General features: G+C 49.5%; 14 protein-coding genes. 5 read left to right on the forward strand and 9 right to left on the reverse strand.

Annotated elements, in window-relative coordinates; translation table 11 throughout:
* Nucleotides 1–10 precede the first annotated feature (10 nt).
* From SC127_RS02370 to hpaI, 4 genes are all read left to right on the forward strand, one after another.
* Nucleotides 11–1,057, forward strand: a complete 1,047-nt coding sequence (locus SC127_RS02370) for an amidohydrolase family protein (RefSeq protein ID WP_243080034.1) — start codon at nucleotides 11–13, stop codon at nucleotides 1,055–1,057.
* Between the two features lie 130 nt (nucleotides 1,058–1,187).
* A complete protein-coding gene (locus SC127_RS02375; protein ID WP_332625039.1) occupies nucleotides 1,188–2,063 on the forward strand; it encodes a fumarylacetoacetate hydrolase family protein in 876 nt (291 codons plus the stop codon).
* Between the two features lie 3 nt (nucleotides 2,064–2,066).
* Nucleotides 2,067–2,870, forward strand: a complete 804-nt coding sequence (gene hpaH, locus SC127_RS02380; RefSeq protein WP_332625041.1) for a 2-oxo-hept-4-ene-1,7-dioate hydratase — start codon at nucleotides 2,067–2,069, stop codon at nucleotides 2,868–2,870.
* A gap of 7 nt (nucleotides 2,871–2,877) precedes the next feature.
* Nucleotides 2,878–3,657 carry a 4-hydroxy-2-oxoheptanedioate aldolase gene (gene hpaI / locus SC127_RS02385; protein ID WP_332625042.1) on the forward strand — a complete coding sequence of 260 codons (780 nt, stop codon included), beginning with the start codon at nucleotides 2,878–2,880 and terminating at the stop codon, nucleotides 3,655–3,657.
* A 51-nt stretch (nucleotides 3,658–3,708) separates the two neighbouring features.
* Here the strand turns inward: hpaI and SC127_RS02390 are convergent, their stop codons facing one another.
* The 9 genes from SC127_RS02390 to uxuA form a co-directional block, all read right to left on the reverse strand.
* Complete coding sequence (locus SC127_RS02390; protein WP_215845101.1) at nucleotides 3,709–4,566, reverse strand: DUF2218 domain-containing protein; 858 nt, start codon at nucleotides 4,564–4,566, stop codon at nucleotides 3,709–3,711.
* Between the two features lie 206 nt (nucleotides 4,567–4,772).
* Nucleotides 4,773–5,159, reverse strand: a complete 387-nt coding sequence (locus tag SC127_RS02395; RefSeq protein WP_215845100.1) for a RidA family protein — start codon at nucleotides 5,157–5,159, stop codon at nucleotides 4,773–4,775.
* Nucleotides 5,160–5,184: 25 nt separating this feature from the next.
* Nucleotides 5,185–6,516: a hypothetical protein gene (locus tag SC127_RS02400; protein WP_215845099.1), complete on the reverse strand. Its 1,332-nt coding sequence runs from the start codon at nucleotides 6,514–6,516 to the stop codon at nucleotides 5,185–5,187.
* 163 nt (nucleotides 6,517–6,679) lie between these two features.
* A complete protein-coding gene (locus tag SC127_RS02405) occupies nucleotides 6,680–7,906 on the reverse strand; it encodes a DUF3500 domain-containing protein (protein WP_332625046.1) in 1,227 nt (408 codons plus the stop codon).
* Between the two features lie 15 nt (nucleotides 7,907–7,921).
* On the reverse strand, nucleotides 7,922–8,779 hold the full coding sequence (locus SC127_RS02410; protein WP_243080028.1) for a fumarylacetoacetate hydrolase family protein: 858 nt from the start codon (nucleotides 8,777–8,779) through the stop codon (nucleotides 7,922–7,924).
* Between the two features lie 29 nt (nucleotides 8,780–8,808).
* A complete protein-coding gene (locus SC127_RS02415) occupies nucleotides 8,809–9,186 on the reverse strand; it encodes a nuclear transport factor 2 family protein (protein WP_332625049.1) in 378 nt (125 codons plus the stop codon).
* A gap of 17 nt (nucleotides 9,187–9,203) precedes the next feature.
* On the reverse strand, nucleotides 9,204–9,986 hold the full coding sequence (locus tag SC127_RS02420; protein WP_332625052.1) for an SDR family oxidoreductase: 783 nt from the start codon (nucleotides 9,984–9,986) through the stop codon (nucleotides 9,204–9,206).
* 529 nt (nucleotides 9,987–10,515) lie between these two features.
* On the reverse strand, nucleotides 10,516–11,847 hold the full coding sequence (gene gntP / locus SC127_RS02425) for a gluconate permease GntP (RefSeq protein WP_332625054.1): 1,332 nt from the start codon (nucleotides 11,845–11,847) through the stop codon (nucleotides 10,516–10,518).
* A 78-nt stretch (nucleotides 11,848–11,925) separates the two neighbouring features.
* Entirely contained in the window at nucleotides 11,926–12,990 is a 1,065-nt protein-coding gene (gene uxuA, locus SC127_RS02430; protein WP_243080025.1) for a mannonate dehydratase, read from the reverse strand.
* 433 nt (nucleotides 12,991–13,423) lie between these two features.
* On the opposite strand from uxuA, the gene SC127_RS02435 reads away from it, so the two are divergent.
* Nucleotides 13,424–14,782, forward strand: coding sequence for an MFS transporter (locus SC127_RS02435; protein ID WP_332625056.1), 1,359 nt, complete (start codon nucleotides 13,424–13,426; stop codon nucleotides 14,780–14,782).
* Nucleotides 14,783–14,806 lie beyond the last annotated feature (24 nt).

Consider the following 14,806-nt stretch of genomic DNA (forward strand, 5'->3'; position numbering starts at 1 on the left):
GGAACGGATTATGAGCAAGATTATTGATTCCAACATGCACTGGCTGCCGGGTGAACTTTTCTCCGACAAGAAACTTCTTAACTCTTTCCTCGACTGCGTACCCAAACAATACGGTGTGCATACGCGGGTGGAAAAAATTGAAGGAACGGCGCTGAGCCAGTTGATCATTGAGCAACCTAAAGGCTATGTGAATCTCAACTATGCCGAGGGTCAGTACACGCTGGAAAGCCAGCTCGCCGACATGGAAAAAGCTGGCGTGGATCACGCTATTTTCCGTCTGCCAGTGTGGCAGGAATGGCTCGATTTAGAGACCTGTAAAGAGGTCAACACTCGCATGGCAGAGTATGTGAACCGCAGCGAGGGCCGGATGTCGGCGTTGGCAGTGGTGCCGCCATGGGGAACCGATGATTGCCTGCGTGAAGTGGATCGCTGCCTGAATCAGCTCGGTTTTCGGGGTGCACAGATCGTGGCGCACTATGGTCAGATCTATCTTGATGATGCGGCGTTTCGCCCCTACCTAAAATTCCTCAATGACCTGAATGTGCCGGTTGTGGTGCATCACACACCGCTGCCGGTCGATTTCAATTCGGTACTGCCTTATACCAATCAGCGTCGTCAGTTTGGACGCTGCGTTGATCAGGCTACTGCAGTAGGACGTGAACTGTTCAGCGGCATGTTCGATGAGCTGCCGAACCTGCGTTTTATCCATTCAATGCTGGGGGGTGCATTTTATGCCTTCGCCGACATGCTGGTGCCACCACAACATCAGTTTAACGATGCGGTCGACCGTTTCCAGACCGGAACCGGAAACCTGCGCGCGCAACTGAGCAATAACATTTTCTTCGACACGTCAGGCGCACCGCAGTGGGGTAAAGCGCAGCTCGAAGCGGCAGTGAAAGTCATTGGCGGCAAAAATATTCTCTACGGCAGCTCATATCCGATCCGTAAAGACTGGTTCTTCAAGGGCATTGAAACTATTCGGAGTCTGGACATCAGCGAAGAGGATAAAGCCAGTATCCTGGGCGGGAATGCCGCGCGTATTTTCAAACTGGAGTAACGCGTTTCGGCGCTGCGTCAACGCCGTAAAACCCTCTGTGTCTTATTTACTGCTCAGCCACCATGCTGGGAGCGGCGGGCTTCTGTTCGCCGCTTTTTTGTCCGGCAGGACGAAATAAAGGAGATTTCCATTGGAACCGATCAGATTTGTCAGTTTCTCCACGCTTGATGGACGGGTTAAAGGTTATGGTCTGATAAAGGGACAGGGTGTGATTGACCTCAGTAAACGCGTTGGCGATCGCTGGCCAACACTTGATGCGATCATTGCCGATAATGCCCTGCAAACATTGTCCGCCGACGCGGAAAACCTGCCCGTTGACTATGCGCTAAGCGAGATTCAGTTTGAAGTGCCGCTCACTCATCCCGGTAAGATTTTATGTGTGGGGGTTAATTATCCCAACCGTAATGCCGAGTACAAAGATAATCAGGTCGCGGCTGATTACCCTTCTCTGTTTGTCCGTTTTCCAGAGTCACTCACCGGACATCTTCAGCCTTTGCTGCGTCCTGCCGAAAGTGAACAGCTTGATTATGAAGGCGAGATTGTGATCGTTATAGGTAAAGCGGGCCGCCGCATTGCCCAGAACGACGCAATGGATCATATTGCGGCCATTACGCTGGGCAACGAAGGCACGGTGCGTGACTGGGTCCGCCACAGCAAATTCAACGTCACTCAGGGTAAAAATTTTTATCATTCCGGCGCGATCGGTCCCTGGCTGGTGCCCTTTACCCATGCCGCTCAGCTGAATGATATCCATCTGGCTACTTACGTGAACGGTGAGCTTCGCCAAAACGACCGTACCAGTAATATGACCTTCTCTTTCGCCTGGATCATCGCTTACGTTTCGACTTTTATTCCGCTGAATCCCGGCGATATCATTTTTACCGGTACGCCTACCGGTGCGGGTGCGCGCTTTGAGCCTCCCATCTGGCTCAAGCCTGGTGATGTGATTGAAGTACAGGCGGAAGGGATTGGGACGCTGCGCAACGTTGTTCGCGATGAGGGGTGAATCATGCTTAGCCAGTCAGATATTTTGAGTGTGGCTGAAGCACTCGATAACGCAGAAAAATCACGTCAGCAAATTGGATTAGTCTCCCTTCTACATCCCACCATGACGCTGGATGAGGCCTATGCCGTTCAACGTGCGTGGGTGAAACAAAAAAAAGAGACGGGGCGTAAGGTTATTGGCTGGAAGATTGGTCTGACATCAAAAGCGATGCAGTATGCGCTCAATATTTCCACACCAGATTCAGGCGTGCTGTTTGATGACATGCTGTTTGAAGATGGCGACACGATCACGGCAGATCGCTTTATTCAACCGCGTATCGAAGCTGAACTGGCATTTATTATGAAAGCGCCGCTCAATGGCGAGAATGTTAGCGTCAGCGATGTCTTAAACGCCACCGCGTATATCGTGCCTGCGCTGGAAATACTGGATACGCGCATTGTGCGAAGCGATCCCGCCAGTGGTAAATCGCGCACCATTATTGATACCGTTTCTGATAATGCCGCTAATGCCGGCATTGTATTGGGCAGCCAGCTTTTTGCGCCTGATCAGATTGATTTGCGCTGGACAGGGGCCATTGTGTCGCGCAATGCAACGGTGGAAGAAACCGGTTTAGGTGCGGGGGTGCTTAATCATCCGGCACGTGGCATCGCCTGGTTGGCAAACCGGCTGTCACAATATGGCGATTACATTGAAGCCGGGCAGATCGTGCTGGCGGGCTCTTTTATTCGCCCGGTTGAAGCCCGTCATGGGGACACTATTCATGCTGATTTTGGGCCACAGGGTTCAGTCAGCTGCTATTTTGAGTGAGGTCAAAATGCCTGCACCCGTAAATCATTTTAAACAAGCGCTACTCAGAAAAGAGCCGCAAATTGGACTCTGGCTGGCGCTTGCCAATCCTTATGCAGCAGAGATCTGCGCCGGTGCCGGGTTCGACTGGTTGCTGCTTGATGGTGAACATGCGCCGAATGATGTGCCGCTATTGATGAGCCAGCTTCAGGCACTCTCTGTTGCGTCGGGACATGCCGTTGTTCGCGCGCCGATGGACGCACCGTGGCTGATAAAGCAACTGTTAGATATTGGCGCCCAGACATTATTAATTCCCATGGTCGAGAACGCAGAACAGGCACAGGCTCTGGTGAAAGCCGTTCGCTATCCACCGCAGGGCATTCGTGGGGTCGGCGCAGCACTGGCCCGTGCATCCGCTTTTAATCGTATCGCAGATTATCTGACATCCGCGAATGAACAAATCTGCTTGCTGGTACAGATTGAAAGTCGCGCCGGTCTGGAGCAGTTGGATGCAATAGCCGCCACTGAAGGTGTAGACGGGGTGTTTATTGGTCCCGCCGATCTCGCTGCGGATATGGGATATCTTGGCCAGCCAGCCGCAGAAGAAGTCCAGCAAGCTGTCGAGCAAGCATTAAAACGAATTCAGTCACATGGCAAAGCGGCAGGTATTTTAAGCGCCGATCCCTTACTTTGCGCCCGATATCTTGAGCTGGGCGCGACGTTTGTTGCGGTAGGCAGCGATGTGGGATTGCTGGTGAAATCCACCAGCGTGCTGGCAGCAGATTTCCACGCCAGGTTAAAAGAGTAAGCCATAAAAATGCAGACGAAACGGATCCTGTCTGCATTTTACTTCATTACATTAAACAGACTGCCAGGTTACATCCAGCTTTTCACGTACTGCCGCTTCTTCCAGATGACGCACTAAAATGTGCTGCATCTCCTGAAGATTTTCTGCGTTAAGCGCGGTTAAGCTCACGCGGAAAATGCCTTCCAGTGCCTCCATGCGCACTTCGCCCATACTCATGCGAAAATGGCCGCTGCTCTCATCGGTCACAACGGGTGTTCGGTGTTGAAAATGGCTACAAAGGCGGCGTAAATAACGTTCGCCATTTGGGGTTGCGATATCAGCAACGCATTTTTCTGCGCCCTCGCTTAACACCGGCAGGTTGAACAACGCTTCAATTTGATTTGCTGCGACATGAATAATATCGCCTATACGCGCAATCACTTCGTCGGCAACCGGCTCCATTTTAATGCGCAAACTCAGTGCGCGTTTCAGGTGATCCATCGCCTCTACGATTGCCTGTGGCGATTTGCCATGCGCTTTCGGCACGACACGTGCCATCAGCATATCGGTCACGCTTTTATTCGCACTGAGAAATGCTTTACCTTCATCGGTAATACTGTAGCGTTTACGCCCGCCCTTTTCTAAATCGATTTCAGTGTAGCCGCGATCGTAAAGCCAGGTTAAAGCCGGATAGATAACACCCGGGCTGGGCTTATACGTGCCGCCCAGGCGCTCTTTTACTTCGTGGATCAGTTCGTAGCCGTGGCTGGGTTGTTTGGCGATCATTGCCAATAACAGCAGGCGCAGTTCACCATAGTCGAAGGCGCGCGTGCGCCGGCCTGGTTTACCGCCGACCTGTGTTACAGCACTGTCGGCTTGCCCGGTGCTGAGATTATCTGCAATCTCATCCGAACGGCGATTCTGGACCATTATTACCCCGTTCAATAACCACACTATATAACTGGATTTTAAATATATCGGAAATGTTGTAACTGACCAAGCCAACACGCGACTTGATAAGATTTTCCAATCAGGTTCGTTGGACTGAGTCGCAAAAATGCGCTTAATTTTTTACTGTCAGATGCACAGGCAATATAGATAAACAGGCGGGCAGACACAAATGCTGCCCGCAATTTTCATTCTCCCAGCACAGCAGTAAAATCGCACTGAATGAGCGTATTGCCGGTGAAATTACCCTCTAATGCATGACGGGCAGGGCGGGCGTTGGCGTCAGGAAAGGCTTTCTCCCAGTGACGGTTCACCGTTTCGCGTTGAGATTTATCCTGCATCCACAACGTCATTTTAATCACATCCTCAAGCGTTCCCCCTGCGGCTTCTACAATGCTGCGCACATGCATAAACATCAGTTCACACTGTTGTTCCAAATCTTCGGGTACCTGCTGCGTATGCGGATCGCGACCATAGATAACGCCAGAACAGAGCATTGGCCCGATGCGGCAGGCTGCCGGAATGGGATTAGCATGGGGAAAACCATCAATATAAATACTTTGCCGTTTAGCCATAACCTTCTCCTGAAGTCAGTCAGAATTAATAGTCGTCATCCGCCATCTTTGCGCCAAAGCGATACACCAACCGCAAGCGTTCGGCGTGATAATTACCGGTGACTTCTGAAGGGGAATGCACGTAATCCAACTCAAATTCCAGATGCAGGCGCGGAGTGACGTTATAACCAAGGATCATAAAGGCTGCGTTGATGTTCTCAGCAGGCAGCGGATAATAGATGCCGGTAGAGTCTTTCAACTCCAGACGCGTTACGCCTAATACGCCTAACCAAGTTTCATCATGATAGGCGTAGCGCAGTGCAAACGCGTTACCAGGTTGGTTGGTGGTGACCATAGAAACCAGCGGCTGTCCGCTCTCCAGCGGCGTATGGTCATAAATGCCATAACTGTAAGGTGCAAAGAAGCCACCGCTCAGGAAAGCATCCTCTTTGGATGGCACATAGGTGGCAGCAAAATAGATGTCGTGATTGCGCGAACGCATGCCGATGCGTCCTGAATAGAGATCGGTATCAACGTTGCGATACGGCGAGGCTTGATCGCTGGCATCCCACTCATGCAGATATTGTGCGCCCCAGTAAGGCGTCCAGTTGCCGAACTTTAGCCCAGCGACAGGAATTTCCGCGCCACCATAAGCGAGTTGTGCGCGTTTATCAAAATTGTAATACCAGGCTTCTGCGGTGGTGTTCCAGCGCCGGCCATAACGTAAACCCAACGTGGTAAAACCATCGCTGTCAACCGAGGGAACGCTGGTATCTTCTATTTCCGGATTGCCCGCATCACCCTTTTCAAAATGCTCTGAACTCAGCGGTTTGAAACGATAGATACGGTAAGCATTGAGTTTGAAATCGCCTTTCTGATTTAGCGCGTATGTACCGCCAAAGCCCTGATATAGGGCAGGGACCATTGTCCAACCTTCGCCCTCGTTCGCAAAAGGGGTATCGATGCCAAAACGACCAGCCTGAAGATCAAGCCCATATCCCTGATAGCGCAGAAAAGCTTTTCCGAGCACCGTCGTGTTATCGGATGGCAGATAGATTTCAGTTTTCTCAACGTCAGAAGGATTCATTCCCAGGTTATAAGCACCATAAGCGCCCAGCCCAACGCTGAATCCACCGATTTCCGGACTGCGATACTGAATATCACCGCCCAGCGAACTGGTGCGCTTGTTCGGTAACGTACCGCTGAACTCTTTGAAAAAAGTCATGGTCTTCAGCTCGCCAGATATATTTCCCTGAGCGAGCCAGTCGTTGAAGCTGTCTGATTCAGTAGCCGGTAATGCTTCGGCGTAACACGCACTGCAAAACAGTGCCAGAGGCACGACGGTTAAAGCAGTTGTTTTAAATTTTTGGACACGCATTGCCTGATAACCTCGTTTTATAAATATGTAGGGTTAATGTCTATTAGGGTTTTTAGGCGCAGCGAAGCCTTCCGCTTCATCAGGAAGCAGTCAACAAACGCTGTGGATTACCCGGGCAAAACGACGTCACCCGGTACGACGGAAATTCAGGCTTTGCAGCCTGTTATTGCTTCTGATATTGCATCAGCAAGGCCTTGCCGTAATCGTTACCGTTCGGGATGCGGGTGATGGTATGAATATGAAAGCGTGCTGGCTCTTCATTGGTAAGCCACATGCCGCTGTGATGATCGAATTCCAGTAATACCACTGGGCTTTGAATGCGGTAATAAAACACGTCGTCATTGCCGCAACCGCCGATCCAGCTCCACCAGGTTGACTCCAGGTGCTGCTCAATCTGTTTGAGACGAGCCTCACGCGGTCCGTCAGGTAAAAAATCGAGAAAAACGCGAATGGTTTCCATCAAACTGGCGCGCTGTGATGCGTTAAATTCTGCTACGCAAATGCCCTCCAGCGGTATAACGCGATTATCCTGGAATGCGCCGCCCAAGTGTCGCTGATCGGCAAAGTTGAAACGCTCTGGAGGCATCAGCGGATCTTCCATCTGCTGATAAAGGGTTGCTCGCGCCTGCTGATCCGGGTTGAGGGATTGCATCAATGCCAGACCACGCTGCTCCTCTTCGGTGAACAGCACGCAGTCAGTGTCATCACCGCGCGCAATGACGTTTGGCTCTACACCCATAAATGTGGGGGCGATAACCAGTTGCCGCCCTATGATAAAGCAGCAAAACGCCACATGATGGCCATAGATACTCCAGCCCCAGGGCTGCGTAGCAGACGGTTCCCCGAAGAGCATGAAGTGAAAACTCCAGCGGTTCATGATATTGGTGAGGTCGTAAAGTTCGCCCAGAAAATGATTAGCATCCATCAGCTGCTGCACTTTGATAAAACCCCGTTCACTGGTGCAACTGCGTAACAGCTTCAGGAAGGCTTCACGGGTTGCTGTTGAGGTTTCTTCAAGCCGTACGCCGTAATCATTAAACGGGATTTCAGGATTGTACCAGGCGCGCCACTGTTTGGCCTCTATAGGGTAACACGCCTCTATCTGCACCTGAGGCGCCAGGGTTTGTAAAAGAGCCTGGGCGGCGGCAACAGCATTTTCAACGGCAAAGCCCTCATCCTGCAGGCGATAAAGATCGGGTTGGATTTCACCGTTGCTGGTAATGCCGCGAAAGGTTTCATCCAGCATCGCCTGCCAGTGTGCTTTCAATTTTTGCGCTTTATCGGTTGCAAGCATGCGTTCGCCATAAGTATGCACGTCGACGCCACGAGCAAGACCAATACGATGCGCATCCGCTGGCATTAAGTAATCACGAAAGTTTCGGCTGGTCATAACATCCTCCGGCGATTAAGAGTGAGCGGCTTCTGCCACCACACGATTTTCTATATGGCCCAGGCCTTCTATCTCCAGCCGCATGACATCGCCGGGTTGCAGGAAGCGGCCTGTTGGTGCGCCAATGCCCGAAGGTGTGCCGGTAGCAAGAATATCGCCCGGCTCAAGCGTCATCACCGTTGAGAGGTATTCTATTTGCGCATAGATGTCGTAAATCATGTCGCCGCTGCCGGAATGCTGACGCAGCTCTCCGTTCACATAGAGTTTCATATCCAGATTAAGCGGATCGGGAATTTCGTCTGCGGTTGTGAGCCAGGGGCCTGTTGGGCCATGAGTATCGAAGGATTTACCCAAGGTGAAGGTGGGTGATTTGTGTAACCAGTCTCGGGCTGAAACATCATTCACGATAAGGTAACCCGCAATGACTGCAGCCGCATCGCTGGCTTTGACGTGACGACAGCGTTTACCAATCACAACGCCCAGCTCAATTTCATAATCCATTTTATCGCTGACATCAGGCTTTACGACTGGCGAAAATGGACCGTTTATGCAGGATACCTGCTTGTTGAACCACATCTGACTTTCAGGGATCGTTATGCCAGCCAGTCGGGCTTCATCCGCATGTTTACGGTAATTCATGCCAATCCCGAGAAATTTCTGCGCATCCTGTACTGGCGCTTCTAACTGAACCTCTGACAGTGGAAAAGCCGGTTCGCTGGTTTCTTCAAGCACTCTCCTCAGCTGCGGCAAATCAGTAATCAGCTGTCGCATTGATTCAGACACGCCCGACACAGCGGAGAGATCGATTACCCGATCGTTAATGACTTTGCCAATACGCGTATAACCCTGCTCCGTAAAACGTACCAGTTTCATGCTGTTCTCCTTTATTGAATAAGTAGCCTTTACGTCTGATAAGGGGTCAGTTGAGAGAGAACGATCTGCCAGCCCTGCGGCATACGTCGCAGTACCAGTGTGGAGAAGCCAAACCGTACTTTTTCCTCGCCCGTTTCCAGCAGCCGAACGGTGTTACGTGTATTGCCGGTGAGGATGGCAATATTGCCCTCCAGACGAATTTCAGGGGTAGCGCGTGAAATGGCGATAAAGCCACCCATGCGTTCAATATGTGTCAAAAGTTGCTGCTTGTTATGGACCATGCCGGTGCTGTGAATGTGGACAAGATCCTCTGCCAGTAAACGTTCCAGTAAAACCAGGTCGGGCCGCGTTAAGGCCTGCTGGCGCTGCTGTTCGAATTCAAGCAGCTCGCTAAATTGCGGTTTCATTATCTACATCACCTCCATTAAATCAGGCCGTCGTAAGAACCACCGTCGAGTTGCAGATTCTGGCCCGAGATAAAAGAGGCTTGCTGACTGCATAAAAAAGCGCAGGCGGCACCAAATTCTTGCGGCGAGCCATAACGCCTTGCGGCAATAGATTGCACATTGCGCAAGCGAGCCTCTTCACGACTGATACCCTCTTTCGCGATTAAACGCTGAAGCATAAATTCCTGCCGGGGCGTATCAATCCGCTCAGGTAACAGGTTGTTAATCGTGACATTGTCTTTCGCCACGTCCTGACTGATGGCTTTACATATTGCCGTTAGTGCGGTGCGCGCTGAGGTTGATAACCCCATCATGTAATGGGGCGATTTCACCATGGCGGAGGTGATGTTAACGATGCGGCCAAAGCCCCGGGCCTGCATACCCGGAAGCCAGGCACGTATCAGCTGAACGGCGGGAATAAAATTGGCTTCCATTGCATTGCGTAAGGCATCCTCGCTCCAGTCAGATAACGCACCAGGCTGAGGCCCGGCATTATTCGTGACCAGAATGTCTACTTGCTGTAACGAAGAAATGATTTTTTCCCTTCCCAAGGATGTCGTTAGATCCGCAGCTATATAACTGACGACCGTTTTTGGATCATTAAGGCGAAGCCGTTGCACAACGCTTTGCAGTTTGCTTTCATCACGCCCGTTTAAAATGATGTGTACGTTTTCTGCCGCTAATGCCTGAGCACAGGCCAGTCCCAGCCCCTGCGATGAAGCACAGACAAATGCGATCTTGTTTTCTATGCCTAAGTCCATGATTACTCCGTTATTTATCGAATTCTTCAGGGTTATATCAATCACTGAACTTTTTGGTGTGCAGCCCTATTCAGCTTGGCGTTACTTGATATTAGATATATCTGTTATTGCGATATGTCTAGATATTGCGCCTCTCTGAGAGCGAAAACTCAGAAGTCGGTCACGGATCGTTAACAGGAAAAATAGGGGTGATCAGACGTTGTTTTGAAGGGGCGTTAGGCAGTCTCAGGGAAAAAGGGTCTGGATAGCAAAAACAGCTATTTAGACAGGTAGGGTGAAGTTATCAGCGTTGCGAGGGGGTGATGCGCCTACCGCTTCTCAGCGGTAAGCGTGGGGACGAACCAGCGAAACTTTCGCGTGACAGCGTCAGAATACGGAGCCGGAAAGCTTCAGGATGCCGGTTGTTAGCTGGCTGACCACGTTTTCGCGTCGCGACTCCGGCTGCACCTTCTCAGCCCTGGAAGATATCCGTATCTCCGAACACGACATTATTGCTGTGGGCTGAGAATCAAAGTATGCGTAATGTCATTTATAAAAAATAACTGATCAGTATGACCATGCTCAGGCCTACAACTGAATTTATTAGCTCCAGTAAACCCCAGGTTTTAAATGTGTCTTTCATCGATATACCAAAGGTTTCTTTAAATAACAGAAAGCCACCGTCATACATCAACGTAATAGTATTACTGCCACAGGCTACAGCCAGAGCCATTAACGCTGGATTAAGATTAAAGGCGCCAATCATCGGTGCAACAATGCCTGCTGATGTAATTGCTGCAACAGCACCTTGTCCGGTAAGAATTCGAATAACAGCGGTAATTAACCACGCAATAATAAAAGGTGAAAATGGAACATGACTCATAACATGAACGATGCTGTCACCTACATCTGAATCAATAATCACTTGTTTGAGAATTCCACCGGCGCTGATGACAAACAACACGTTGGCAATCTGAGCGATCGCCACACTGACTTTTTTCGTGATCGCTTCTGATGTTAATCCCCGCTTAACGCCCAGTACCCAAATCGCTGCGCAAGTCGCCAATAACATGCTGATTTCTGCGCTGCCCAGTAATTCACAAATGTGTGTGAGTTCAGAATCCTTACCCGCGAGCGGTTTTATCACTGAAGCCAGAATCATCAATACCGCCGGTATCAGTGGAATCATGACACTGGTTCTGAAAGAGGGTAAATTATGCGTATCCAGTTCTTCAATGGGCTTAATCATTGAATTAAGCGGGATGTTATTAATGCCTGGCAGCAACTTTGGCAACAGAATTCCTGCACAAAATAAAGCAGGAATAATCACTAATACACCATAAAAATAAACCTGAACGATGTCTGCACCAAATGCACTAATTAATGCAACAGGGCCTGGCTGCGGTGGAAATAGACTGTGCCCCATCGTTGCACCCACTACGGTAGGTATAACCAGTTTCATATAAGGAATGTTGGCTTTCTTCGCAATATTCATAACCAGCGGCATAGCGATAAGAAATGCGACTTCATAAAACATCGCGATGCCAAATATCACACCGATAAAGATCAGGCCAACAGAAAGAAAACGCGTGCCGCAGTGGCGGATAACCGTATCCGCTATCTGCTGACTGGCCCCTGACTCCGTCATGAACTTGCCGATGATCGCACCAAATATAATGATCAGCGCCAGGTGCCCCATAATACTGCCAATACCTTGCTGTACCGTGGAGACTATTTTGTCTAACGGAATGCCTACTGCGACAGCAACAAATATCCCGGCAATAAGCAGCGAGAAAATATTATGAAATTTATATTTAATATTGAGCACGACCAGCAACGCAATACCTGCCAGCACCCAAAAAAGTGATAAGAAAGGTGACATGATGATCCTTAACTATTTTGTAGGCGTTTTTATAATGAGGTAAAACAAGACAGCGGGAGCATGTCCCGCTGTGAGGGGTTATTTTTGACTGACGGCTTCCCATAATCCGAGAATATAAGTCACACCCAGCGCACGGTCATAAAGACCGTAACCGGGTCTGCCTGTTTCTCCCCAAATAAAACGTCCGTGGTCAGGCCTGATATATCCATCAAAACCATTATCGTGCAGGGATTTAATGACGCGAAGCATATCTAATGAACCATATTGCGTCGGATGAGCTGACTCGTAAAAATCTTTATCTTTTATAATTTTAATGTTTCTGACATGGGCAAAGTGAATGCGCTTGCGGCGTGAAAACTCGCCAAGAATGGCATAAACATCATTTTCCGGATCTTCGGCGATGGAGCCGGTGCACAACGTCAGGCCATTGGCTTCTGAATCAACAACGTTGCAAATCCAGTCCAGATCGTCACGGTTTTTGACTACGCGAGGTAAGCCAAAAATTGAATAAGGCGGATCGTCTGGATGGATTGCCATCTTGATGCCGACTTCTTCACAGACAGGAATAATTTCTTTCAAAAAGTAAGCCAGATTTTCCCGCAGTAGCGCATCGTCAACGTCTTTGTATTTTGCAAACAACTCCTGCACTTTTGCCAGGCGTTCAGGTTCCCATCCCGGTAAGGCAAAGCCGTTTGAATTTCCCAGAACTTCTTTGACAACGTCATCCAGACTTTTATCGATACCGGCTTTTTCAAATGCCATCGTCAGCGAGCCATCAGGCAGAACATAGTTCATGTCTGTTTTCATCCAGTCAAAGACGGGCATGAAGTTATAGCAAATAACTTTTACACCGAACCCGGCCAGGTTACGGAGAGTTTGCTTGTAGTTGGAAATATAGCGATCGCGGGAAGGTAAACCAATCTTGATATCGTCGTGAATGTTAACACTCTCGATGACTTCCATTGTCAGACCCGCAGCATGAGCCTGTTCAACGAGTTTCTTAATCTTTTCCTGGGGCCAGACTTCACCGACGGGCACATCATAAAGCGCACCGACTACGCCTGTCACGCCTGGTACTTGCCGTATATGTTCCAGCGGAATTTTATCTTCTTCTGGTCCAAACCAACGCATCGTCATCTGCATATGAATTACTCACCGTATAAAATGTATGTGTCTATCTACCATTCTAGTATGTGTTAAGAAGATGTTTTTTAAGTTGACCGCACTCACATTATGAACACGCTGGGACGCAGTTTGAGACGGTTTTTAAGACAGATGCCAGCAGCGACAAGTCTCTCCCGGCCGCTGCTGGTATGGCTGTAAAGAGGATACTGATGCTTATCACTTTCAAGGAAGTGAGTCATTTTGGTCCTCGCGGCAACGCGTATTACCCCTGGCGAGCACATGCGTTAACTCAGTCACAATTTTTTAACTTCACTCTTCCATCTCTTGACTGTTAACCGCTCTGTCGTAAAACTCGTAAAAAGTAAAACGTTTTACTTTTCCACTCAGGCGTCGCGGTATATATGCATTTTCCGTGATATTTCCGGGGGTTATAACTCTACTGGGATACATCATGAAACACGTAGAAGAGTACGATAATTCACTGGTCGGCATTGATGTTGTGCCGGATCATCCTCAGCCAGAAATATCATCACTGGCGAGTGGCGCGATTAAAAAAGCCCGGATGCGCTTAATGCCGCTGATCCTGATGATGTATCTGCTGGCGTTTATTGATCGTTCTAATATTGGCATGGCGGCATTAACCATGAACCAGTCTTTAGGGTTAACGCCTGAGCATTTTGGCTTCGCTGTAGGCATCTTCTCTTTTGGCTACATCCTGTTTGAAATTCCCAGTAATGTTCTGCTGGAACGTTATGGCGCACGCTTTTGGTTAGCCAGGATCATGATCACCTGGGGCGTTATTTCGATGGCGATGGCGTTCGCACAAGGTGTGGTGAGTCTCAGCATCCTACGATTTTTATTAGGTGTAGCTGAAGCGGGCCTCGCACCTGGTATTGTTTTTTATCTCACCACATGGTTCCCCAAGAAAGAGCTGGCCAGGGTTTTTTCCATTTACTATTTAGGTGTTCCGCTGGCCGCTATTATTGCCAATCCTTTATCGGGATATATTCTCGACAATTTCCATAATGTAGGTGGGCTGGAAAGTTGGCAGTGGCTGTTTTTAATCGAAGGATGTCCGCCGGTGATTTTGTCGGTGATCGTTTTTCTTTACCTCACGGATAAACCGGCTAAAGCCTCCTGGCTTAAGCCTGAGGAACGTCAGGCCTATCAGGAGCTGATGGAAAAAGAGCAACAAGCAACATTAGCGGTGGGGCACTCGGGTTTGAAAGCGATGTTCAAAGACCGCCGAGTGTGGATCTTAGGCCTGGCTTACTTCTTTACAGTCATTGGCTTAACCGGTCTCGGTTTCTGGATGCCGCAGTTTATTAAACGCTTTGACTATTCAGACACTGTGGTAGGACTGCTTGGCACTATTCCCTATATCGTTGGTGCCGTAGTGATGTGCTGGTGGTCAAATCATTCTGACAAAACGAACGAGCGCACCTGGCATTTCATTCTGCCTTCGCTGGTGTTTTCTGCTGGTTTCGTGGTCGCAGCCATAAGTGATTCTCCCGTTATATCAATGCTGGGACTGACGCTTTCGACTGTTGGCATGCTGGCATGTGTTCCGACGTTTTATACTCTGCCCGCCTCCTTCCTAACCAGCCAGGGTTCTGCGGGTGGCCTGGCGCTCATCAACTCTATTGGGAATATTGGCGGTTTCTTTGGCCCTTTCCTGGTGGGTCTCACTATTTCCCTTACCGGTAAATCACAAAACGGCCTTTATCTGTTATCGATTCTGGTGCTGTTCTCGCCGTTACTGATTTATCTCCTGAGTAAAAGTCGCCGTCAGGCCGCTGGCTGGCGTTAAACCCCACGCATCAAACCCTGTCAA

It is taken from the genome of Pantoea sp. T14 (genome assembly GCF_036663535.1).
Classification (GTDB): domain Bacteria; phylum Pseudomonadota; class Gammaproteobacteria; order Enterobacterales; family Enterobacteriaceae; genus Pantoea; species Pantoea phytostimulans.